The sequence below is a fragment of the Pseudomonas sp. LBUM1647 genome, from assembly GCF_059716175.1.
Genome location: NZ_CP166809.1, coordinates 599,544 through 620,373 on the forward strand (window position 1 = coordinate 599,544; position 20,830 = coordinate 620,373).

The following is a 20,830-nucleotide window of genomic DNA, read 5'->3' on the forward strand; positions in this document are numbered from 1 at the left end:
ACAGGTGATGTGCAGTGCTTTCTGGAGAGGTATTTCAGATTGGCCTGTGAGGGTCAGCAACATCGTTGCTGACCCTGGACACAGATCCGGTGGGCCTGATCAGATCATCGGGCCCTGAGGGTCTCAGGCGTCGGGCGCCTGATCTTTCGGTGCTTCAACATCATCTTCTGCGGCCACTTCACCTTCTGCATCCGGGTTCAGTGCGGCGGCTTCTTCTTCAGCTGTAGCTTTCTTGCGCTGAAGCTTTTCCTCTTTCTTCTGCTCCTTGGCCAAGTCTCTCTGACGTTTGGCGAAGGAATAATTGGGTTTAGCCATGGGCGATCCTCTGGGGTCGAAGGTGAGGTTGAGCGGCGCGTATTCTGCCCTGTATCGATGCCCAGCCGTTAGCTGGGTTTTTGCTCGATCCACTTTGGCACCACTGTCGGCTGCCAGGCGTCCAATACATCGAGCAGGGTTTGCGGCGATTCGCTCACTTGCAGCATGTCACGGTGCGGTTCGCGAACGAAGCCTTCGCCGACGATATGATCGAGAAAGGACGTCAATTTGCTGTAGAAACCGTTCACTTCCAGCAGCCCCAGCGGTTTGCCATGGTAGCCGAGCTGGCCCCAGGTCCAGACTTCGAACAGTTCTTCCAGCGTGCCCAGGCCGCCGGGCAGGGCGATAAAGGCGTCACTGAGCTCGGCCATCCGCGCCTTGCGCGCATGCATGCCGTCGACCACTTCCAGACGGGTCAGGCCGCTGTGACCGATTTCCTTGTCTTTGAGGCTTTGCGGGATGATCCCGATCACTTCACCGCCGGCCGCCAGCGCAGCATCGGCGACGATGCCCATCAGCCCGACGGCACCGCCGCCATAAACCAGAGTCAGCTTACGCTCGGCCAATGCTCGCCCCAAGGCGACAGCCGCTTCACGATAAGCCGGGTTGGTACCTGTGCTGGCACCGCAAAATACACAAACGGACGCTAAAGACATGCCTTACTCCATGGTCAGGATGGCCACAGAGTAAAGGCAGGCAGGCGGCGTTCCAAGGTCTACACTTCGCGTTCAGGTGTTTCACAGGTTCCGCTGGCGCCACAGGCGTAGGCGGCGAGCAAACTGCGCAACAGGCTGTTAAGGGACATGACTGACGCTCCAGATGGGTGAGGACGACCTGATGATAGGGCCGCCCCAGACGCCTGGCTGGTAGATTGTTTCGATAGGTGTCATAGCCCGAAAGTTGTATACAATTTTTGATTCAGGTCATAGGAACTTGCGAAGTTTTCAGGCAGTCTTCTGTCCATTCGCACTTTTGTTAACCCTGCCTTGGAGATTCACCATGTTTGCCAAACTTGTTGCGGTATCCCTGCTGACACTGGCCAGCAGCCAATTGATGGCTGCCGAGTGCAAGGTCACTGTCGACTCGACTGACCAGATGTCCTTCGATACCAAGGAAATCAGCATCGACAAGAGCTGCAAGACGTTCACCGTGGAGCTGAAACACTCCGGCAACCTGCCGAAAAACGTCATGGGTCATAACTGGGTGCTGAGTAAAGAGGCTGATATGCAGCCGATCGCCACCGCGGGCCTGGCTGCAGGCATCGAAAAGAACTACCTGCCGGAAGGTGACGCGCGCATCATCGCCCACACCAAAATCATCGGCGCCAAGGAAACCGACTCGGTGACCTTCGACGTATCGAAGCTCGATGCTGCCGAGAAGTACGGTTTCTTCTGCTCGTTCCCTGGCCACATCTCGATGATGAAAGGCACTGTTGTCCTGAAGTAATCGAATCGAACGCATAAAAAAAGCGTCCGTTGTGGACGCTTTTTTTTGTTCATTCGTTAGCCGACGCCAATCCCTGTAGGAGCTGTCGAGTGAAACGAGGCTGCGATCTTTTGATCTTGATCTTAAAAATCAAAGTCAAAAGATCGCAGCCTCGTTTCACTCGACAGCTCCTACAGGCTCCTACTGGTGCCTAGGGTGAGAAATCAAGGCGCAAACGGCATCACTCGCTTGTGATGAGTCTTTTTATACGTGTCACAAATGATCTTGAACGCTTCCTCACGCACCGGCTCGCCGTGCAAAAACGCGTCGATCTCGGCGTAGGTCACGCCGTGGGACGCTTCGTCCGGTTTGCCGGGCGACAGGTCTTCAAGGTCGGCCGTGGGGATTTTTTCCACCAGCGACTCCGGCGCGCCGAAGCTGCGGGCGATGTCCCGGACCTGGTTTTTCACCAGGCCGCTCAGCGGTGCCAGATCGCAGGCGCCATCGCCGAACTTGGTGAAGAAGCCCATCACCGCTTCCGCCGCGTGGTCAGTGCCGATCACCAAGCCGTGGGCCGCGCCGGCGATGGTGTATTGGGCGACCATGCGCATCCGCGCCTTGGTGTTGCCGAGCACGAAATCCACCGAGACCGCGTGCTTGCCTTCAAAGGCCGCTACTTCACTGGCCAAGGCTTTGACCGCCGGGCCGATGTTCACGGTGTGGCGCTCGTCCGGGGCGATGAAGTCCACCGAGGCCTGGGCGTCGTGTTCGTCGAACTGGGTTTCGTACGGCAGGCGCACGGCGATGAACTTGTAGCGGTTTTCGCCTGTGCGGGTGCGCAGTTCGCGCATGGCACGCTGGGCCAGCAGGCCGGCGGTCAGGGAATCGACGCCGCCGCTGATGCCGAGTACCAGGCTCTTGAGCCCGGAATTGACCAGGCAGTCCTGGATGAAGGTAATCCGCCGGGCGACTTCAGCCTCGAGGGCGGCCTGGTCGGCGAACGGCGGCTGGACCTTGAGCTGTTCAGCAATCTCACGCTGTTCGGCTTGCATGAATTCACTCCTTGCTAGATGTGCTTGATGTGCTGGAAAGGGCGGCAGGTACTTTGAAAACGTGTCGCAAGTAGGCGACGAAATTCGGGTCTTTGCAGTGAGTCTTGCCAGGCTCATCGGAAATCTTTGCCACGGGCTGGCCGTTGCAGGCCGCCATTTTAAGCACGATGCTCATCGGTTCAACACCCGGAATATCGCACGTCAGGTTGGTGCCGATGCCAAAGCTGACATTGATCCGACCGCGCAACGCCCGGAATATTTCCAGAGACTTGGGCAGCGTCAGGCTGTCGGAGAACACCAGCGTCTTGCTCATCGGGTCGATGCCGAGCTTGTGGTAATGGGCAATGGCCTTTTCCGCCCAGAGCACCGGATCACCGGAATCATGGCGCAGGCCGTCAAACAGCTTGGCGAAGTACAGGTCGAAATCGCTGAGAAAGGCATCGGTGGTGATGCAGTCGGTGAGGGCGATCCCCAGCAGGCCACGGTACTCGCGGACCCAGCAATCGAGGGCGGCAATCTGACTGTCGATCAGCCGGGGGCCGAGTTGCTGATGGGCCATGATCCATTCGTGGGCCATGGTGCCCAACGGCTTCATGTCCAGCTCCCGTGAAAGGTGCACGTTGCTGGTGCCGACAAAACGACCGGGGAAATCGTGCTTGAGCACGTTCACCACTTCTTCCTGCACGCGGTACGAGAAGCGACGGCGAGTGCCGAAATCGGCGACCTGCAATTCGGACAATTCCTCCGCGCTGGCGTTGGCGGTGAGCCAATCGAACTTGCGGTAGAGCTGCTCGCGCGCCTGCTCCAGGACGACTTCACGGTAGCGATAGCGGTTGCGCACTTCGCTGACGATGGACAGCAGCGGCACTTCGAACAGGATCACGTGCAGCCACGGCCCGCGCAGGCGGATGAACAGCTCGCCGTTTTCGATACCTGTGTGGACGTAGCGCAGATTGAAGCGGAACAACCCGAGAAAGCGCAGGAAATCCGGTTTCATGAAGCTGATGCGCTCCATGAAACTCAATTGATCGGCGCTCAGGCTCAACTCGGCGAGGCGCTCGATCTGGAAGCGGATTTCCGCCAGGTAAGGGCGCAAATCTTCACTGTTGCGGCAACGAAACTCCCATTCGACGTCCACGTTCGGGTAGTTGTGCAGCACCGCCTGCATCATCGTCAGTTTGTAGAAGTCGGTGTCGAGCAGGTTCTGCACGATGCGATCGCCAAACACGCTCTCGCTCATAACGGGGTTCTCCAGGCTGGCCGCGGCCCGTGGCAGCGACGTTGCAGCTGTTTCAATGATTGGGGCTAGTGGCGCATATCAGTGGTGGGGATTGCCAGTGATTTTTTAATCGCAGGAGATCTCTGTGGGAGCGGGCTTGCCCGCGAAAGCGATCTTCCAGTCAACATTGATGTTGAATGTACCGGCCTCTTCGCGGGCAAGCCCGCTCCCACAGGGAGTTGTGTGAAGCTTCAAATTTGCGCCGCATCCGGGCTGTCGATCTGCTCCAACATCCACTTCACAAAATCCCGCACCTTCGGCACTTCGGCCGAATGCTCCGGATACGCCAGGTAATAGGCATCGGTGCTGGGCTGCGCGTGCTGCCAGGGTATGACCAGTTTGCCGTCGGCCAATTCCTCTTCCACCAGAAACCGCGGCAACAGCGCCACACCGCAGCCGACCTGGGCTGCGCGGATGCACATATAAAAGGTTTCGAAACGCGGGCCGTGGTAGCTGTGTTCGGTGTGGTAGCCCTGACTGTCGAACCAGTCGTGCCAGGCCTGGGGCCGGGAGGCGTTTTGCAGCAGGACCAGGTCGGTGAGTTGCGTCGGGTCGGTGAACGGCGTGTTCGGCAGGCTGCCCGGTGCGCAGACCGGCACCAGCTCTTCGCCGAACAGCTTCAGGCATTCAGTGCCGGGGCGTGAGCCCTGGCCGAAGTAGAACGCCAGGTCGCTGCGACCTTGCAGCAGATCGTCGGCTTCCTGCTCGCTGCACAGGTCCAGATGGATCGAGGGATGGCGCAGACGCCAGCCTTTCAGGCGTGGCACTAGCCAGCGAGCACCGAATGTCGGAGGCGTCGAGACGCGCAGGACTTCGGTTTCACCGCCGTAGGAGCGCAGGTAGTGGGTCGACATCTCGACCTGCGTGAGGATTTTTCTTACCTCCACCAGGTACAAGTCACCGGCCGGGGTCATTTGCAGGCGTCGGCGCACCCGGCGGAACAACAGGTGCTGCAGCAATTCTTCGAGTTGCGCGACCTGTTTGCTGACAGCGCTCTGGGTCAGGTTCAGCTCTTCAGCCGCCCGGGTGAAGCTCAAATGCCGGGTTACGGCCTCAAAACACTGCAGCGCGGTGATCGACGGCAAGTAGCGTTTATTCAGCATTGGTTGTCCTTTTTCTTGTTTCTTTCTTATCAGCAATTCGCAGCATGAATAAACGGAATGATATCTCTCTTAAAGGTCGTTTGTTGGGTAACGTCGGGAGCGCTAAAACTACAGGCCTCACCAGCCGAATTAATCCGGCTGCACGTTTTCTGTTTTTCGCTTGAGGAGTGACCCATGGTTGCCGCATTGCTTGATCGTCTTGGTGTGAACCCGGCCCTGTACCAGAACGGCAAAGTGCCGGTGCATTCGCCGATCGATGGCAGCCAGATCGCCGCCGTGAACTGGGAAGGCGCCGCTGAAGTCGAGCAGCACATCAGTCGTGCAGATCATGCGTTCGAATTGTGGCGCAAGGTCCCGGCCCCGCGCCGTGGCGAACTGGTCCGCCAACTGGGCGATATCCTGCGTGAATACAAGGCCGACCTCGGCGAGCTGGTGTCCTGGGAAGCCGGCAAGATCACTCAGGAAGGTCTGGGTGAAGTTCAGGAAATGATCGACATCTGCGATTTCGCCGTCGGCCTGTCCCGTCAGCTGTACGGTTTGACCATCGCTTCCGAGCGTCCTGGCCACCACATGCGCGAAACCTGGCACCCGCTGGGCGTCGTTGGCGTCATCAGCGCGTTCAACTTCCCGGTGGCGGTCTGGGCCTGGAACACCGCGCTGGCGCTGGTCTGCGGCAACCCGGTGATCTGGAAACCGTCGGAGAAAACCCCGCTGACCGCACTGGCCTGTCAGGCGCTGTTCGATCGCGTACTGAAGAACTTCAGCGACGCGCCGCCGCACCTGAGCCAAGTCATCATCGGCGGTCGCGATGCCGGCGAAGCCCTGGTCGATGACCCGCGCGTCGCGCTGATCAGCGCCACCGGCAGCACCCGCATGGGCCGCGAAGTGGCACCGAAAATCGCCGCACGTTTCGCTCGCAGCATTCTGGAACTGGGCGGCAACAACGCAATGATCCTCAGCCCAAGCGCCGACCTGGACATGGCCGTACGAGCCATCCTGTTCAGCGCCGTCGGCACTGCCGGTCAGCGTTGCACCACGTTGCGTCGCCTGATTGCCCATGAATCGGTGAAAGAAGAAATCGTCACCCGCCTGAAAGCCGCTTACTCCAAAGTGCGCATTGGCAATCCACTGGAAGGCAACCTGATCGGTCCGCTGATCGACAAGCACAGCTTCGAAAACATGCAGGACGCGCTTGAGCAGGCCTTGAGCGAAGGCGGCCGGGTGTTTGGCGGCAAGCGCCAACTGGAAAACCAATTCCCTAACGCTTATTACGTCTCGCCGGCCATCGTTGAAATGCCGGAGCAGAGCGATGTGGTTTGCAGCGAAACCTTCGCGCCGATCCTGTACGTGGTCGGTTACAAAGATTTCGACGAAGCCCTGCGCCTGAACAACGCCGTGCCACAAGGTCTGTCGTCGTGCATATTCACCACTGACGTGCGTGAAGCCGAGCAGTTCATGTCGGCGGTGGGCAGTGACTGCGGCATCGCCAACGTCAACATCGGCCCGAGCGGCGCGGAAATCGGCGGGGCGTTTGGCGGTGAGAAAGAAACGGGTGGTGGTCGTGAATCCGGTTCCGATGCATGGCGCGGCTACATGCGCCGTCAGACCAACACCGTGAACTATTCACTGGAATTGCCGTTGGCTCAGGGCATTACGTTCGACTAAGCCTCGAATGAAGCAGTGATCCCCTGTGGGAGCGAGCTTTTGTGGCGAGGGGATTTATCCCCGTTGGACTGCGCAGCAGTCCCATTATTTGGGGCCGCTTCGCAGCCCAACGGGGATAAATCCCCTCGCCACATAGATCATCCACATTCAATGAATGTTTTTGTTAGGTTTCTGTTGGAGTCTGGCAATGCCGTTACGCGAAGAGTGTCTGTGGGAAAAACTGACGCCGCAAAGGCCTGACAACGTGGCGCTCAAGGGCGAGGTGACGGTGGATGTCTGCGTTATCGGCGCCGGCTTCACCGGTCTGTCGGCGGCGGTGCATCTGCTGGAAAAAGGCAAAAGCGTCTGTGTATTGGAAGCCCATCGCGCCGGTCATGGCGGATCGGGGCGCAACGTCGGGCTGGTCAATGCCGGGATGTGGATTCCACCGGACGAGATCGAAGCCGGTTTCGGCGAGGCGGTCGGCAGTCAGCTCAACCGCATGCTCGGTGCGGCGCCGTCCCTGGTGTTCAGCCTTGTGGATAAGTACAACATCGATTGCCAGCTTCGCCGCGAAGGCACGCTGCATATGGCGCACAACGCCCGTGGCGAAGCGGACTTGCGCAGTCGTGAAGAGCAATGGAAACGTCGCGGCGCGCCGGTGGAACTGCTGACCGGTCAAGCCTGCGAACAAGCGACGGGTACCAAAAAGATTGCCGCTGCGCTGCTTGATCGACGTGCCGGCACGATCAACCCAATGGCTTACACGACGGGGCTGGCCAAAGCGGCCATCGGTCTCGGCGGTCAGTTGTTCGATCATTCCCCGGTGACCCGACTCGAACGTCAGGGCCAGCGCTGGTCGGTACAAACCGCTCAGGGTTCGGTGCTTGCCGAGCAAGTCGTGATTGCCTCTAACGCCTACACCGAAGGTGACTGGACGGAATTGCGGCGCAACTTCTTCCCCGGTTACTACTATCAAGTGGCGTCGGTCCCGCTGACCGAAGAGGCTGCGCAGCAAATTCTCCCGGGTGGCCAGGGTTCATGGGACACCCGCCAGGTCCTCAGCAGTGTTCGTCGGGATAAGGATGGTCGTCTGCTGCTCGGCAGTCTCGGTAATGGCAATCAGAAACCGACCTGGTTCCTCAAAGCTTGGGCCGACCGGGTTCAGCAGCACTATTTTCCTTATCTCAAACCGGTGGAATGGGAGTGCACCTGGACCGGTTGCATCGCCTTCACCCCCGATCATTTGATGCGTTTGTTCGAGCCGGCGCCCGGTTTGGTGGCAGTCACCGGTTACAACGGCCGGGGCGTCACGACTGGCACTGTCGTCGGCAAAGCCTTTGCCGATTATCTGTGTAACGGAAATCCTCAAGCACTGCCGATTCCCTTTGCGCCCATGCAGCCATTGGCGGGCGTGGGATTGCGCAGCTGTCTGTACGAGGCCGGATTCTCGCTGTATCACGCAGGCCAGTGCCTGCGGATCGTTATTTGATTGTTGAAATTTGTTGCTGGAAGCGGCGCTTTTTCGCGCAGCGACTAGCCTGTAAAAGGTGCGGGTTGTAGCAGTTCCGCACCAGCAGTGTGCACTTCGGTGACGCACGTTGTTACAGGCTGGTTGCACGTCGTTTGGCGCCGCGGTTGCAATGATGGCGCGCTCGGGTTGCGCCTTTAAAAATAAATGGTTTCACCTTCCGCGGTTTAGACGGTTGCACGCCCAATGAAAATGGGATCGAAACAGTCGAAATAACAATAAAGCAGCGACTTTTTTCAGAATAAAAAACCGATGGCACGGCCCTTGCTCTGAGCATTCAGGAAGTCGCAGTGCCAACTAAAAAAAAACCTTGGAGCACCACCTCATGTCCCAGACGTTTTACAAGAAAGGCTTTTTGGCCCTCGCAGTGGCAACTGCGTTGGGTGTTTCTGCGTTTGCACAGGCTGATGTGAAAATCGGTGTGGCGGGACCGATGACAGGCGCCAACGCGGCATTTGGCGAGCAGTACATGAAGGGTGCACAGGCTGCGGCCGATGCGGTCAACGCAGCGGGCGGCGTAAACGGGGAAAAAATCGTACTGGTCAAAGGCGATGACGCCTGCGAACCGAAACAGGCTGTGACGGTCGCCAAGGACCTGACCAACCAGAAAGTCGCTGGCGTAGTCGGTCACTTCTGCTCCTCCTCGACCATCCCGGCTTCGGAGATCTACGACGAAGCGGGCATCATCGCGATCACTCCAGGTTCCACCAACCCACAGGTTACCGAACGCGGCCTGGCAGCCATGTTCCGTATGTGCGGTCGTGACGACCAGCAAGGCATCGTGGCCGGCGACTACATCGTCGACGTGCTCAAAGGCAAGAAAGTCGTGGTCCTGCACGACAAAGACACCTACGGCCAAGGCCTGGCGGACGCCACCAAGGCGCAACTGGTCAAGCGCGGCGTAACGCCGGTGCTGTACGAAGGCCTGACCCGCGGCGAGAAAGACTTCAGCGCCGTGGTGACCAAGATCCGTGCGGCCGGTGCCGACGTGGTCTACTTCGGTGGCTTGCACCCGGAAGCCGGCCCCCTGGTTCGCCAATTGCGTGAACAAGGCCTCAAAGACGTCAAGTTCATGTCCGATGACGGCATCGTGACCGACGAACTGGTGACCACCGCCGGTGGCCCGCAGAACGTTGACGGCGTGTACATGACCTTCGGCGCCGACCCGCGCCTGCTGCCAGACAGCAAGACGGTAGTGGACGAGTTCCGCAAAAAAGGCACCGAGCCTGAAGGCTACACCCTGTACGCCTACGCTTCGGTCCAGACCCTGGCCGCTGCCTTCAATGGCGCCAAGTCCAACAAGGGCGACGACGCTGCCAAATGGCTGAAAGCCAACAAGGTCCAAACCGTGATGGGCGAGAAGACCTGGGACGCCAAGGGCGACCTGAAAGTCTCCGACTACGTGGTTTACCAGTGGGACAAGGACGGCAAATACCACCAACTGGAAAAACAGAAGTGATATGAACTGCTGATTGCCCGGCGCCTTGTGCGCCGGGCCATCAATCAACATGTCCGTGCAGTACCTGTCTTTTCTCGTAGAGCTGCACACAACCGTGTTGCGCCGGCGGCTGAACCCCGGTCCGTCGTACCCGGCTTCTGTGCAGTCTCTCAAATGCGTGAGATTGCGTTATGGATGGTATTTTCCTGCAGCAACTGGTCAACGGCCTGACCCTCGGGTCGGTCTATGGCCTGATCGCCATCGGCTACACAATGGTCTATGGCATCATCGGCATGATCAACTTCGCCCACGGCGAGGTTTACATGATTTCCGCTTACCTCGCGGCAATCAGTCTGGCTCTGCTGGCTTACTTCGGTATTGAATCCTTCCCTCTGCTGATGCTCGGCACACTGGTCTTCACCATCATCGTCACGGCGGTGTATGGCTGGGTCATCGAGCGCGTCGCCTACAAACCGTTGCGTAACTCCACACGACTGGCACCGCTGATCAGCGCCATCGGTATTTCGCTGATCCTGCAAAACTATGCACAGATCGCCCAGGGCGCCCGTCAACAAGGCGTGCCCACACTGCTGACCGGTGCATGGCGAGTTGAAGTCGGGACCGGCTTCGTTCAGCTCACCTACACCAAGATCTTCATTCTGATCGCCGCATTTGCCGGGATGGCCCTGCTGACCTACGTCATCAAGTACACCAAGCTCGGCCGCATGTGCCGCGCCACCCAGCAAGACCGCAAGATGGCTTCGATCCTGGGGATCAACACCGACCGGGTAATTTCCTATGTGTTCATCATCGGTGCAGCGATGGCGGCCCTGGCCGGCGTGCTGATCACCATGAACTACGGCACGTTCGACTTCTACGCCGGGTTTGTCATCGGGATCAAAGCGTTCACCGCCGCGGTACTCGGCGGGATCGGTTCGCTGCCTGGCGCCATGCTCGGCGGGATTATTCTGGGGATCTCCGAATCACTGTTCTCAGGTCTGGTGAACTCGGACTACAAAGACGTTTTCAGCTTCTCGCTGCTCGTTCTTGTTCTGGTCTTTCGGCCTCAAGGCCTGCTCGGCCGTCCTCTTGTGTCGAAGGTGTAAGCGATGTCTTCAACCACTAAAAAAACCATTGATCTCAAAAGAAGCCTGGTTGACGCGATTCTTGCCGGCCTTGTGGCCCTGATTGTGTTCGGCCCGATTGTCGGCGTGGTCCTCGACGGCTACGGCTTCAACCTGGAAACGACCCGGGTGGCGTGGATTGTCGCCATCGTCATGGCTGGCCGCTTTGCCTTGAGCCTGTTCCTGCAAACCCCCAAGGGCCTGAGAATTCTCGAAGGCTTTGAAAGCACCGGCTCCGGGGTTCATGTGCTGCCGCCTGATTACAAATCCCGGTTGCGCTGGATCATCCCGCTGTTGATCGTCGTTGCCGTGGTGTTCCCGTTTTTCTCCAACTCCTACCTGCTGGGTGTGGTCATCCTCGGGCTGATCTACGTATTGCTGGGCCTGGGCCTGAACATCGTGGTCGGCCTGGCCGGCCTGCTCGACCTGGGTTACGTGGCGTTCTACGCCATCGGTGCCTACGGCCTGGCGCTCGGTTACCAATACCTCGGTCTGGGCTTCTGGACGGTGCTGCCGCTGTCGGCGATCACTGCTGGCCTTGCCGGTTGCATCCTCGGTTTCCCGGTGTTGCGCCTGCACGGTGACTACCTGGCGATCGTGACCCTGGGCTTCGGTGAAATCATCCGGTTGATCCTCAATAACTGGCTGTCCCTGACCGGCGGCCCGAATGGCATGGCCGCGCCGTTGCCAACCTTCTTCGGCATTGAGTTCGGCAAAAGGGCGAAAGAGGGCGGGGTGCCGTTCCATGAGTTCTTTGGCATCGCCTACAACCCGGACGTGAAGTATTACTTCATCTACGCGGTGTTGTTCCTGGTGGTATTGGCCGTGTTGCACATCAAGCACCGCTTGACTCGCATGCCGGTCGGTCGCGCCTGGGAAGCCTTGCGTGAAGACGAAATCGCTTGCCGCTCCATGGGGCTGAACCACGTACTGGTCAAACTGTCGGCGTTCACCATCGGTGCATCGACGGCCGGTCTGGCTGGTGTGTTCTTCGCCACCTATCAAGGTTTCGTCAACCCGACCTCGTTCACCTTCTTCGAATCGGCATTGATCCTCGCCATCGTGGTACTCGGCGGCATGGGCTCGACCATCGGCGTGGTGATTGCGGCATTCGTGCTGACCGTCGCCCCGGAACTGCTGCGTGGCTTCGCGGAGTATCGCGTGCTGCTGTTCGGCATCCTGATGGTATTGATGATGATCTGGCGACCGCGCGGCCTGATTCGGATCAGCCGTACCGGTGTGACCCCGCGTAAAGGAGTAGCGCCATGAGCGAAGTCGTACTCTCGGTCGAGAAGCTGATGATGCACTTCGGCGGCATCAAGGCGTTGAACGATGTCAGCCTGAAGGTCGAACGCAACTCGATCTTCGCCCTGATCGGCCCCAACGGCGCCGGCAAGACCACCGTGTTCAACTGCCTGACCGGGTTCTACAAGGCCTCGGGCGGCAAGATCGAGCTCAACGTGCGTGGCGAGCAAACCAACGTTATCAAGCTGCTGGGCGAATCGTTCAAACCCACCGATTTCGTCTCGCCGAAATCCTTCGCCAGTCGTATGTACTACAAGATGTTCGGCGGCACCCACCTGGTGAACCGTGCCGGCCTGGCGCGGACGTTCCAGAACATTCGCCTGTTCAAGGAAATGTCGGTGCTGGAAAACCTGCTGGTGGCCCAACACATGTGGGTCAACCGCAACATGCTGGCCGGCATCCTCAACACCAAGGGTTATCGCAAAGCCGAAAGCGATGCGCTGGACCACGCGTTCTACTGGCTGGAAGTGGTGGACCTGGTGGACTGCGCTAACCGTCTGGCCGGTGAGCTGTCCTACGGTCAGCAACGCCGTCTGGAAATCGCCCGGGCCATGTGCACCCGTCCGCAGATCATCTGCCTCGACGAACCGGCCGCGGGCCTTAACCCTCAGGAAACCGAAGCGCTGAGCGCGATGATCCGGCTGCTGCGCGACGAGCACGATCTGACCGTGGTGCTGATCGAACACGACATGGGCATGGTAATGAGCATTTCCGACCACATCGTGGTGCTGGACCACGGTATCGTCATCGCCGAGGGCGGGCCTGATGCGATTCGTAACGATCCGAAAGTGATTGCGGCCTACCTGGGCGCCGATGAAGAGGAAGTGGTGCTATGAGCCAACCCATCCTCGAACTCAAGGAGCTGGACGTGTTTTACGGGCCGATCCAGGCCCTGAAGAAAGTCTCGCTGCACATCAATGAGGGGGAAACCGTCAGCCTGATCGGCTCCAACGGCGCCGGTAAATCGACCCTGCTGATGTCGATTTTCGGTCAGCCGCGGGCGGCGGACGGGCAGATCATCTATCAGGGTGTGGATATCACCCACAAGTCGTCCCACTACATTGCATCCAACGGCATCGCTCAATCGCCGGAAGGCCGGCGGGTGTTCCCCGACATGACCGTCGAGGAAAACCTGCTGATGGGCACCATTCCGATCGGTGACAAGTACGCCAAGGAAGACATGCAACGCATGTTCGAGTTGTTTCCGCGACTCGAAGAGCGGCGCACCCAGCGGGCGATGACCATGTCCGGCGGCGAGCAGCAAATGCTCGCCATCGCACGTGCGCTGATGAGCCGGCCGAAACTGCTGTTGCTTGACGAGCCGAGCCTGGGTCTGGCGCCGATCGTGGTGAAACAGATCTTCGCAACTCTGCGGGAACTGGCGAAAACCGGCATGACCATCTTCCTGGTTGAGCAGAACGCCAACCACGCCCTCAAGCTGTCAGACCGGGCGTATGTGATGGTTAACGGCGAGATTCGCATCACAGGCACCGGCAAGGAGCTGCTGGTTAACGAGGAAGTGCGTAACGCTTATCTCGGCGGCCACTAAACAGCTGAGCGCATAAAAAACGCCCTGACGAATCCACGTCAGGGCGTTTTTTTATGCCGGTCGTAAAGCTTTTTTGAAATTGTGGAAAACAATATTCACAAGCTCTCAAACCGCGACATAAAGCCGCTGCAAATAGTTGTTTTGTCACGGTTTTGACTTGTCCCCGTTTGCTGTGGAGCTGGCTGTGAATAACGTGGGAGTAGCTGGCTGAAAGCCTTTGAAACCGTGGCTTGCAGAGTTGTGGTTGTTTTTTGATCAGGCGTTTTTGCGGGACCGCGAGCGGGCTTTGTCAACCTTTTTGTTGGTGATGAAAGCAGGGCGAAATGGAGTGGAGCTGCCTGTGGATAAGTCTGTGGTTAAACTCTGGAAAGACTCGGCTGAAGGCCGTAGTTACTGGCTTGGCGCCATCGTCGGTATGACCGGTCAATCGTGCAAAATGCCATGGGCTACACACCCTGCGTTCCAGGGTCAAGCAAAAAAATTTCCAATTTGCCCGCAAAGCCTTGTGCACAGCGGCTTACAGCTTTTCCACTTGCCCCCGGAAACTGTGGACCGGCCTGTGGATAAGGTGCGCGCACATGGCTGAAAGCCCCGGCAGGTAAGGCGTGGCAACGTTTGATCGTTTTTTGTACAGCTTCTGCGGTAGTTGCTGCTGTGGGCAAGGCCGGGCATGCTGGCTGCTGATTTTCTATTCCAGTGGCTGTCGATCAGCCGAAGCAAGGAGAACACGATGTCCAACACCCTGTTTATTACCGGCGCGACCTCCGGTTTTGGTGAAGCCTGCGCCCGTCGTTTTGCCGAAGCCGGCTGGAAACTGGTGCTGACCGGCCGTCGTGAAGAGCGCCTCAATGCGCTATGCGCCGAATTGTCGAAGCAGACCGAGGTCCATGGCCTGGTGCTCGACGTGCGTGATCGCAAGGCCATGGAGGAGGCCATTGCCAACCTGCCGCCGTCCTTCGCCAAACTGCGCGGGCTGATCAACAATGCCGGGCTGGCCCTGGGCGTTGACCCGGCGCCCAAGTGCGACCTCGACGATTGGGACACCATGGTCGACACCAACATCAAAGGCCTGATGTACAGCACTCGTCTGTTGTTGCCCCGCCTGATCGCTCACGGTCGCGGCGCCGGCATCGTCAACCTTGGCTCCATCGCCGGCAACTACCCGTACCCGGGCAGCCATGTGTATGGCGCGAGCAAGGCGTTCGTCAAACAGTTCTCCCTGAACCTGCGCTGCGACCTGCAAGGTACAGGCGTGCGGGTCAGCAATATCGAGCCGGGCCTGTGCGAAAGCGAGTTCTCACTGGTGCGTTTCGCTGGTGATCAGGAGCGTTACAACGCGACCTACGCCGGTGCCGAGCCGATCCAGCCGCAAGACATCGCCGACACCATTTTCTGGGTGCTCAATGCCCCGGCGCACATCAACATCAACAGCCTGGAGCTGATGCCAGTGAGCCAGACGTGGAGCGGGTTTGCGATTGAGCGTAATGGTGGCAAGGCTTAATTGTGGCGAGGGGGCTTGTCGGAACGCCGTATCGCCCCGTTGGGCTGCAAAGCAGCCCTCAGACCAAGCACCGCATTTCATCAGAAACACCGCATTCACAGGTTCTAGGGCTGCTTCGCAGCCCAACGGGGGCAAGCCCCCTCGCCACAGAAGACTCAGCGAAGATAATCGGCTAATCCGCGATAGCAGGTTGCCAAGTGATAAGGCGTGGTCGACGGCATGTCTCGGCGGGTCACGTCACCGTTCTCGTCCCGGCACTCATACCAGCCACCCGCATGCAGAAAGCGCTGCTGCAACGCCTGCAATTGGTGCAGCACTGCGGCCTCGCTGTCTGGCCGCAAGGTCAGGGCACGAAGGTATTCAGCCTGAGCCCAGATTCGCTGTGTAGCGTCCCGAGGTGGGCCGTTCGGTTCCAGGTCAAGCATTGCCCGCACGGCGCCGGTCTGTTGATCGACACCCACTTGTTCGGTGAACGCAAAGGCGCGTTCCAAAGAGGCGTGCAGTGTCGAACCGCGCAGCAACGAAGACGATTCCAGCAGGAAATACCACTCGAACTGGTGCCCCGGTTCAAACCAGTTATCCACAGCTCCCAGCGGTTTCTCCATCAACACACCGTGTTGCTGGTCTATAAAACGCTTCTGCATCGCTGTGCATAACTCGACGAGCGCGTCTTGCACGGCGACGTCTTTGCGCACCGACAGCGTGGCGAGGAAGGCTTCGGCCAAGTGCATCAGGGGATTTTGCAGCGGCCCGGACTCGAGCGAGGACCAGTCACGGTCGAGGCTGGCTTCGTACAGGCCGTCGCCCGTGGCGAAGCGCTGCGCGACCACTTCCAGTGCGGCGTTGAGCACCGACTCCACCCGCGGCTCGCGGACTTTGTCCCAGTAATGGGCACAGGCGAACAGGATGAAAGCGTGGGTGTAGAGGTCTTTGCGCTGATCCAGGGGCGCGCCCTGCGGGTCGACGCTGTAGAACCAGCCGCCATGCTCGGCATCATGGAAATGCTGCTGCAAGGAACGGAACAGCGCTGCGGCGCGCTCTTCGGCGGCCGGTACCTGGCCGATCAGGCTGGAAAACAGGTAGAGCTGCCGCGCGCAGGCCATGGCCCGGTAGCGTTGGGGCGGCAGCGGTTGGTGCTCGGCGTCCAGCGCTTCATAGGGCAGCGCCATGTCGGCATTCCAGCCGGGCCCTTGCCAGAGCGGCACGATCACGTCCTGGAAGTGCTGTTGCACCGAGGCATACAGAGCGGTCAATTCAGGCTGGGAGGCGGAGCGGGAAACAGGCGGCATTGGCTGGCGTCGTCACGGCAGGGTTGATTGCGCGACATGTTAGCAGAGAGGCCGGCTGGAGAGGCGCGGTGTCTGTCAGACCGCTATCGCGAGCAAGCTCGGCTCCCACAGGAGTACGCATTCCACTGTGGGAGCCGAGCTTGCTCGCGATGAGGCCATCACAGGCGATAAAGAAATCAGCCCGCCAACAACCACACGCCAGTCGCCGCCGACGCTGCCCCCGCCAGTCGAACCAACGGCGCCGCCGCTTGCGGCAACACCCGCACTACGGCGTAACCCAAGCCATGCAAGGCAGCCGTCGCCGCCACAAAACCCGCGGCATACGCCCAAGGGTTCGACATCTGCGGCAACTCCAGCCCGTGGGCCACGCCGTGGAACAGCGCAAACAAAGCGGTTGCCGCAACGGCGAGGCTCAACGGTGGACGCACGGCCAAAGCCACCGCCAGACCCAGCGCCAGCACTGACGCCGCAATCCCGCTCTCCAGCGCCGGCAGGTTCAGCCCTTCAAACCCCAGCAACCCGCCGATCAGCATGATGCCGACGAATGTGCACGGCAGCGCCCAGCGTGCAGCGCCTTTCTGCTGCGCTGCCCACAAACCGACCGCAACCATCGCCAACAAGTGATCGAGGCCACCGACCGGGTGGCTGATGCCGGCGATCAAACCGTTGTCGCCATGCCCCGGGTGGGCGAAGGCGATGGCCGGGGTCAGCAGCAGGGCCATGGCGCCCAGAATGCGTTTAAGTGTCATGGATAAGCTTCCTTGTTGATAAAAGTTGATCGTGTTCACGCCGCTGTCAGCAGGCCCTGTCGTTCGATAAAGGCGATGATTTCTTCCAGGCCCAGACCGGTTTTCTGGTTGCTGAAAACGAACGGCTTGCCGTTGCGCATGCGCTTGGTGTCGCTGTCCATCAGTTCCAGCGAAGCACCCACCAATGGCGCGAGGTCAATTTTGTTGATCACCAGCAGATCCGATTTGCAGATCCCCGGCCCACCCTTGCGCGGCAGCTTGTCGCCGGCCGAGACGTCGATCACGTAAATGGTCAGGTCGGACAGTTCAGGGCTGAAGGTGGCGGACAGGTTGTCACCACCGGACTCCACAAGGATCAGGTCCAGCCCCGGAAAGCGGCGGTTCAGTTGGTCCACGGCTTCGAGGTTGATCGAGGCGTCTTCGCGAATCGCCGTGTGCGGGCAGCCGCCGGTTTCCACGCCGATGATCCGCTCCGGCGCCAAGGCTTCGTTGCGCACCAGAAAGTCGGCGTCTTCGCGGGTGTAGATGTCGTTGGTGACCACCGCCAGGTTGTAGCGGTCGCGCAGCGCCAGGCACAGGGCCAAAGTCAAAGCGGTTTTGCCGGAACCGACCGGGCCGCCGATGCCGACGCGCAGAGGTTGTGTGTTCATGTGATTCTCCAAAATAACAGGCCCTAGGAACGGAACAGACGGCTGTACTGGCGCTCATGGGCCATGCACGCCAGGGACAGGCCGAAAGCGGCGCTGCCATAGTGTTCGGGGTTGATTCGGGTAGCGTTCTGCTGAGCCTCTTGCAGCAGCGGCAGCAATTGGCTGGTCAGGCGTTGCGCGGCTTGCTGGCCCAGCGGCAGGGTTTTCATCAGCACCGCCAGCTGGTTTTCCAGCCAACTCCAGAGCCACGCCGCCAGCGCGTCCTGCGGGCTGATATTCCAGGCGCGAGCGGCCAGTGCCCAGCCGAGGGCCAGGTGCGGCTCGGGACGTTGTTCAAGAAAGGCGCGGGCCGGAGCATCAAGCTCCGGCAAACCGTTGAGCAGTTGCTGCAACGAATAACCCATCTGCCGACTCTCCTGATGCAGCTCGCGGGTTTCCCGGCTGGCGCGATGTTCTTCGCAGCGTTGCAGCAATTCACCCCAGTTTTCATCAGCGGCGGCCACGCAATGGGCGAGCAGCAACGGCGCTTCGAAACGCGCCAGGTTCAGCAGCAACTGATCACTGATCCAGCGACGGGCGCTGTCAGGATCATTCACCCGACCGTTATCCACAGCCATTTCCAGACCTTGGGAATAGCTGTAACCGCCTATCGGCAACTGCGGACTGGCCAGGCGCAACAGCGCCCAGGCCGGGTTCATAGCCGCACGCCGAATTGGTGCAGTTTCGGCGGGTAGTTGAAGTCTTCATCGCCGTGACGCGAATGGTGGTGGCCGCCGCCGTAGGCACCGTGTTCCGGCTGGAACGGCGCTTCGATGTTCTCGACCTTGGCCTCAAGCTGTTCGAGCATGGCCTTGAGCACGTAGTCGTCGAGCAGGCGCAACCAGCCGTCGCCGATTTGCAGGGCGACGTGGCGGTTGCCGAGGTGATAGGCCGCGCGAGTCAGTTCGAAAGCATTGGCGCAGGTGACGTGCAGCAGTTGTTCGGCCCGGGCGCAGACGCGCACGATGCGCCCGTCTTCGGCTTGCAGGCATTCGCCGTTGTACAGCGGTGGCTGACCGCGCTCCAAAAACAACCCGACGTCTTCACCCTCGGCACTGAAACAGCGCAAACGGCTTTTGCTCCGGGCTTCGAAGGTCAGGTGCAACTCGGCGGCCCAGACGGGTTGAGGGTCGATTCTGCGATGAATCACCAGCATCGGAAGGCTTCCAGCAATGGACAATGCTTTGGCTAGAGCAAGGGGCTTGCCAATCGGGTGATACGTAGGAAATGCCTGTCGGAGCTCAGCAGGTGCTTCAGGATGCTGCGGCGATTTGGATGAATTTGGTGCGGTGCAGAGCTACTCGCACCAAATTGCGGCGAACAAAAAAAGATCGTAGCCTTCGGCAGCTCCTACAGGGAAATGCGATCCATGTAGGCGCTGCCGAAGGCTGCGATCTTTTAAGAAGTCACTCGGTGCTGCCCAAGCCTTGCCAGTGTTTGAGGCCGATAAAGATAAAGCGCAACTGCTGAGTGATTTTCGCCTGCGGCGTCAGATGCTCGGGCAATGCCTGCGCCGGCGGATCAATGATGTCCGGCAAGGTCGCAAACACGCTTTTAACAATCAGATCAGCCATGACGCTCAGGCCGGCGATGTCCAGGTGTTGCAGCTTCGGCATCAAGGACAAGTCGGCTGCCAGGTCCGAGCTGATGTCTTCGCGCAAGCGGCCGATGGCCAGCCGCACCGGCAGCGAGCCGCCGTACTGCTCGCGGGCCAGAAACAGGAACTGCGAGCGATTGGCCGTGACCACGTCGAGAAAGATCCGCACCGAGGCGTCGATGATGCCGCCCATGACGAACTCGTTGTGGCGCACCAGGCGAATGGTTTCGCGGAATGTCTGACCGACTTCACTCACCAGCACCAGGCCCAGTTCATCCATATCGGCGAAATGCCGGTAGAAACCGGTGGGCACTATCCCCGCGGTTCTGGCGACTTCGCGCAGGCTCAGGCTGCCGAATCCTCGGCCGCATTCCATCAAGTGGCGGGCAGCGTCCATCAGGGCGTTGCGGGTCTGTTGTTTCTGTTCGGCGCGGGGCAGCATCGCAAGGGTGTTTTCTGGATAGGACAGCGGCGCACTCTAGCAAATCGGCTTTGCCGGCGTCGAATGACTATCGGGGGGATCAAGCGGGGAAGTGAGGCCTCTAAAACGTCAAAAGCCCAATCCGGAGATTGGGCTTTTTTTCAGGGCCGCCATGGGCTCAGCTCAAAGCGCTGTTGCGTTCGATGACACGGTCACCACCACCTTCAGCCAGGGTTTGACCTTGTGGAGTGCGATCGGAACCATCAGCAGCCAGGGTTTGACCTTGTGGGGTGCGGTCGGAACCATCAGCAGCCAGGGTTTGACCTTGTGGAGTGCGATCGGAACCGTCAGCAGCCAGGGTTTGACCCTGTGGAGTGCGATCGGAACCGTCAGCAGCCAGGGTTTGACCTTGTGGGGTGCGATCGGAACCGTCAGCAGCCAGGGTTTGACCCTGTGGAGTGCGATCGGAACCATCAGCAGCCAAGGTTTGACCTTGTGGAGTACGGTCCGAACCATCCTGGGTGATCAGGCCTTTTTCTTTCAGGCGATCATTGCCACCTTCGGCGACGGTTTGGCTGAACGCCGAGTGGGTGGATTTGACTTGTGGGGTCGCCTGGTCAGCAGCTGGCAGGGCGAAAGCCGTGCTGGCCAGCATTGAGAGGGTAAGGCTAAGCAGTAATTGGCGTTTCATGATTGGGTGCTCCGTAGGAGGGCGATAAAGTGGGTACGAGGGCAATGCTACTCTCGATAAGTCGATATAAAAGTTCATAAACGCAATGGTAATAATCAACAGAATTGATTGTTCCGTTAAACCGCTCT

21 protein-coding genes are annotated in these 20,830 nt (G+C 59.4%); 9 read left to right on the forward strand and 12 right to left on the reverse strand.

Annotation, left to right across the window (positions count from 1 at the left end; translation table 11 throughout):
- Window positions 1-123 precede the first annotated feature (123 nt).
- Together ACA059_RS02645 and ACA059_RS02650 are read right to left on the reverse strand one after the other, a co-directional pair.
- On the reverse strand, window positions 124-315 hold the full coding sequence (locus ACA059_RS02645) for a hypothetical protein (RefSeq protein WP_018928487.1): 192 nt from the start codon (window positions 313-315) through the stop codon (window positions 124-126).
- 68 nt (window positions 316-383) lie between these two features.
- Complete coding sequence (locus ACA059_RS02650; protein WP_149631985.1) at window positions 384-971, reverse strand: cytokinin riboside 5'-monophosphate phosphoribohydrolase; 588 nt, start codon at window positions 969-971, stop codon at window positions 384-386.
- 343 nt (window positions 972-1,314) lie between these two features.
- On the opposite strand from ACA059_RS02650, the gene azu reads away from it, so the two are divergent.
- Window positions 1,315-1,761 (forward strand): azurin, encoded by a 447-nt coding sequence (azu, locus tag ACA059_RS02655; protein ID WP_046054918.1) that lies wholly within the window; start codon window positions 1,315-1,317, stop codon window positions 1,759-1,761.
- Between the two features lie 203 nt (window positions 1,762-1,964).
- Here the strand turns inward: azu and nadE are convergent, their stop codons facing one another.
- The 3 genes from nadE to ACA059_RS02670 form a co-directional block, all read right to left on the reverse strand.
- Window positions 1,965-2,792, reverse strand: coding sequence for an NAD(+) synthase (gene nadE, locus ACA059_RS02660; RefSeq protein WP_497632618.1), 828 nt, complete (start codon window positions 2,790-2,792; stop codon window positions 1,965-1,967).
- Window positions 2,793-2,796: 4 nt separating this feature from the next.
- Complete coding sequence (gene pncB / locus ACA059_RS02665) at window positions 2,797-4,032, reverse strand: nicotinate phosphoribosyltransferase (protein ID WP_497632619.1); 1,236 nt, start codon at window positions 4,030-4,032, stop codon at window positions 2,797-2,799.
- A gap of 230 nt (window positions 4,033-4,262) precedes the next feature.
- Window positions 4,263-5,174, reverse strand: a complete 912-nt coding sequence (locus tag ACA059_RS02670) for a LysR family transcriptional regulator (RefSeq protein WP_497632620.1) — start codon at window positions 5,172-5,174, stop codon at window positions 4,263-4,265.
- A gap of 174 nt (window positions 5,175-5,348) precedes the next feature.
- Between ACA059_RS02670 and amaB the strand changes: the two genes are divergently transcribed.
- The 8 genes from amaB to ACA059_RS02710 all read left to right on the forward strand — a co-directional run bounded on the left by amaB (window position 5,349) and on the right by ACA059_RS02710 (window position 15,266).
- On the forward strand, window positions 5,349-6,839 hold the full coding sequence (gene amaB, locus ACA059_RS02675) for an L-piperidine-6-carboxylate dehydrogenase (RefSeq protein ID WP_497632621.1): 1,491 nt from the start codon (window positions 5,349-5,351) through the stop codon (window positions 6,837-6,839).
- Between the two features lie 187 nt (window positions 6,840-7,026).
- A complete protein-coding gene (amaA, locus tag ACA059_RS02680) occupies window positions 7,027-8,310 on the forward strand; it encodes an L-pipecolate oxidase (RefSeq protein WP_497632622.1) in 1,284 nt (427 codons plus the stop codon).
- A gap of 364 nt (window positions 8,311-8,674) precedes the next feature.
- Window positions 8,675-9,808, forward strand: coding sequence for a branched-chain amino acid ABC transporter substrate-binding protein (locus ACA059_RS02685; protein WP_033055567.1), 1,134 nt, complete (start codon window positions 8,675-8,677; stop codon window positions 9,806-9,808).
- A gap of 170 nt (window positions 9,809-9,978) precedes the next feature.
- On the forward strand, window positions 9,979-10,893 hold the full coding sequence (locus ACA059_RS02690) for an ABC transporter permease subunit (protein WP_309674883.1): 915 nt from the start codon (window positions 9,979-9,981) through the stop codon (window positions 10,891-10,893).
- A 3-nt stretch (window positions 10,894-10,896) separates the two neighbouring features.
- Window positions 10,897-12,180, forward strand: a complete 1,284-nt coding sequence (gene livM, locus ACA059_RS02695) for a high-affinity branched-chain amino acid ABC transporter permease LivM (protein ID WP_497632623.1) — start codon at window positions 10,897-10,899, stop codon at window positions 12,178-12,180.
- A complete protein-coding gene (locus tag ACA059_RS02700; RefSeq protein ID WP_497632624.1) occupies window positions 12,177-13,052 on the forward strand; it encodes an ABC transporter ATP-binding protein in 876 nt (291 codons plus the stop codon). Before livM ends, ACA059_RS02700 begins: the two co-directional genes overlap by 4 nt.
- The gene (locus tag ACA059_RS02705; protein ID WP_497632625.1) at window positions 13,049-13,765 is read left to right on the forward strand and encodes an ABC transporter ATP-binding protein; all 717 of its coding nucleotides are present in this window, start codon (window positions 13,049-13,051) and stop codon (window positions 13,763-13,765) included. Before ACA059_RS02700 ends, ACA059_RS02705 begins: the two co-directional genes overlap by 4 nt.
- Before the next feature lie 730 nt (window positions 13,766-14,495).
- Window positions 14,496-15,266: an SDR family oxidoreductase gene (locus ACA059_RS02710; protein ID WP_008153379.1), complete on the forward strand. Its 771-nt coding sequence runs from the start codon at window positions 14,496-14,498 to the stop codon at window positions 15,264-15,266.
- A gap of 155 nt (window positions 15,267-15,421) precedes the next feature.
- Here ACA059_RS02710 and ACA059_RS02715 read toward each other — a convergent pair whose 3' ends face one another.
- From ACA059_RS02715 to ACA059_RS02745, 7 genes are all read right to left on the reverse strand, one after another.
- Complete coding sequence (locus ACA059_RS02715) at window positions 15,422-16,555, reverse strand: AGE family epimerase/isomerase (RefSeq protein ID WP_497632626.1); 1,134 nt, start codon at window positions 16,553-16,555, stop codon at window positions 15,422-15,424.
- Between the two features lie 176 nt (window positions 16,556-16,731).
- Window positions 16,732-17,304 carry a HupE/UreJ family protein gene (locus ACA059_RS02720; protein ID WP_497632627.1) on the reverse strand — a complete coding sequence of 191 codons (573 nt, stop codon included), beginning with the start codon at window positions 17,302-17,304 and terminating at the stop codon, window positions 16,732-16,734.
- Window positions 17,305-17,339: 35 nt separating this feature from the next.
- Complete coding sequence (ureG, locus tag ACA059_RS02725; protein WP_008157381.1) at window positions 17,340-17,954, reverse strand: urease accessory protein UreG; 615 nt, start codon at window positions 17,952-17,954, stop codon at window positions 17,340-17,342.
- 23 nt (window positions 17,955-17,977) lie between these two features.
- Window positions 17,978-18,652: an urease accessory protein UreF gene (locus tag ACA059_RS02730; RefSeq protein ID WP_497632628.1), complete on the reverse strand. Its 675-nt coding sequence runs from the start codon at window positions 18,650-18,652 to the stop codon at window positions 17,978-17,980.
- Window positions 18,649-19,149: an urease accessory protein UreE gene (gene ureE / locus ACA059_RS02735; RefSeq protein WP_497632629.1), complete on the reverse strand. Its 501-nt coding sequence runs from the start codon at window positions 19,147-19,149 to the stop codon at window positions 18,649-18,651. The genes ACA059_RS02730 and ureE overlap by 4 nt, the downstream gene beginning before the upstream one ends.
- Window positions 19,150-19,399: 250 nt before the next feature.
- Entirely contained in the window at window positions 19,400-20,032 is a 633-nt protein-coding gene (locus tag ACA059_RS02740) for a TetR family transcriptional regulator (RefSeq protein WP_046044801.1), read from the reverse strand.
- A 157-nt stretch (window positions 20,033-20,189) separates the two neighbouring features.
- The gene (locus ACA059_RS02745; protein ID WP_497632630.1) at window positions 20,190-20,702 is read right to left on the reverse strand and encodes a hypothetical protein; all 513 of its coding nucleotides are present in this window, start codon (window positions 20,700-20,702) and stop codon (window positions 20,190-20,192) included.
- Between the last annotated feature and the right edge of the window lie 128 nt (window positions 20,703-20,830).

Excerpts from the sequence above, each read along its gene's own strand:
- ACA059_RS02645 (WP_018928487.1), bottom strand. The coding sequence starts at position 315 with ATGGCTAAACCCAATTATTCCTTCGCCAAACGTCAGAGAGACTTGGCC.
- ACA059_RS02650 (WP_149631985.1), bottom strand. The coding sequence starts at position 971 with ATGTCTTTAGCGTCCGTTTGTGTATTTTGCGGTGCCAGCACAGGTACC.
- azu (WP_046054918.1), top strand. The coding sequence starts at position 1,315 with ATGTTTGCCAAACTTGTTGCGGTATCCCTGCTGACACTGGCCAGCAGC.
- nadE (WP_497632618.1), bottom strand. The coding sequence starts at position 2,792 with ATGCAAGCCGAACAGCGTGAGATTGCTGAACAGCTCAAGGTCCAGCCG.
- pncB (WP_497632619.1), bottom strand. The coding sequence starts at position 4,032 with ATGAGCGAGAGCGTGTTTGGCGATCGCATCGTGCAGAACCTGCTCGAC.
- ACA059_RS02670 (WP_497632620.1), bottom strand. The coding sequence starts at position 5,174 with ATGCTGAATAAACGCTACTTGCCGTCGATCACCGCGCTGCAGTGTTTT.
- amaB (WP_497632621.1), top strand. The coding sequence starts at position 5,349 with ATGGTTGCCGCATTGCTTGATCGTCTTGGTGTGAACCCGGCCCTGTAC.
- amaA (WP_497632622.1), top strand. The coding sequence starts at position 7,027 with ATGCCGTTACGCGAAGAGTGTCTGTGGGAAAAACTGACGCCGCAAAGG.
- ACA059_RS02685 (WP_033055567.1), top strand. The coding sequence starts at position 8,675 with ATGTCCCAGACGTTTTACAAGAAAGGCTTTTTGGCCCTCGCAGTGGCA.
- ACA059_RS02690 (WP_309674883.1), top strand. The coding sequence starts at position 9,979 with ATGGATGGTATTTTCCTGCAGCAACTGGTCAACGGCCTGACCCTCGGG.
- livM (WP_497632623.1), top strand. The coding sequence starts at position 10,897 with ATGTCTTCAACCACTAAAAAAACCATTGATCTCAAAAGAAGCCTGGTT.
- ACA059_RS02700 (WP_497632624.1), top strand. The coding sequence starts at position 12,177 with ATGAGCGAAGTCGTACTCTCGGTCGAGAAGCTGATGATGCACTTCGGC.
- ACA059_RS02705 (WP_497632625.1), top strand. The coding sequence starts at position 13,049 with ATGAGCCAACCCATCCTCGAACTCAAGGAGCTGGACGTGTTTTACGGG.
- ACA059_RS02710 (WP_008153379.1), top strand. The coding sequence starts at position 14,496 with ATGTCCAACACCCTGTTTATTACCGGCGCGACCTCCGGTTTTGGTGAA.
- ACA059_RS02715 (WP_497632626.1), bottom strand. The coding sequence starts at position 16,555 with ATGCCGCCTGTTTCCCGCTCCGCCTCCCAGCCTGAATTGACCGCTCTG.
- ACA059_RS02720 (WP_497632627.1), bottom strand. The coding sequence starts at position 17,304 with ATGACACTTAAACGCATTCTGGGCGCCATGGCCCTGCTGCTGACCCCG.
- ureG (WP_008157381.1), bottom strand. The coding sequence starts at position 17,954 with ATGAACACACAACCTCTGCGCGTCGGCATCGGCGGCCCGGTCGGTTCC.
- ACA059_RS02730 (WP_497632628.1), bottom strand. The coding sequence starts at position 18,652 with ATGAACCCGGCCTGGGCGCTGTTGCGCCTGGCCAGTCCGCAGTTGCCG.
- ureE (WP_497632629.1), bottom strand. The coding sequence starts at position 19,149 with ATGCTGGTGATTCATCGCAGAATCGACCCTCAACCCGTCTGGGCCGCC.
- ACA059_RS02740 (WP_046044801.1), bottom strand. The coding sequence starts at position 20,032 with ATGCTGCCCCGCGCCGAACAGAAACAACAGACCCGCAACGCCCTGATG.
- ACA059_RS02745 (WP_497632630.1), bottom strand. The coding sequence starts at position 20,702 with ATGAAACGCCAATTACTGCTTAGCCTTACCCTCTCAATGCTGGCCAGC.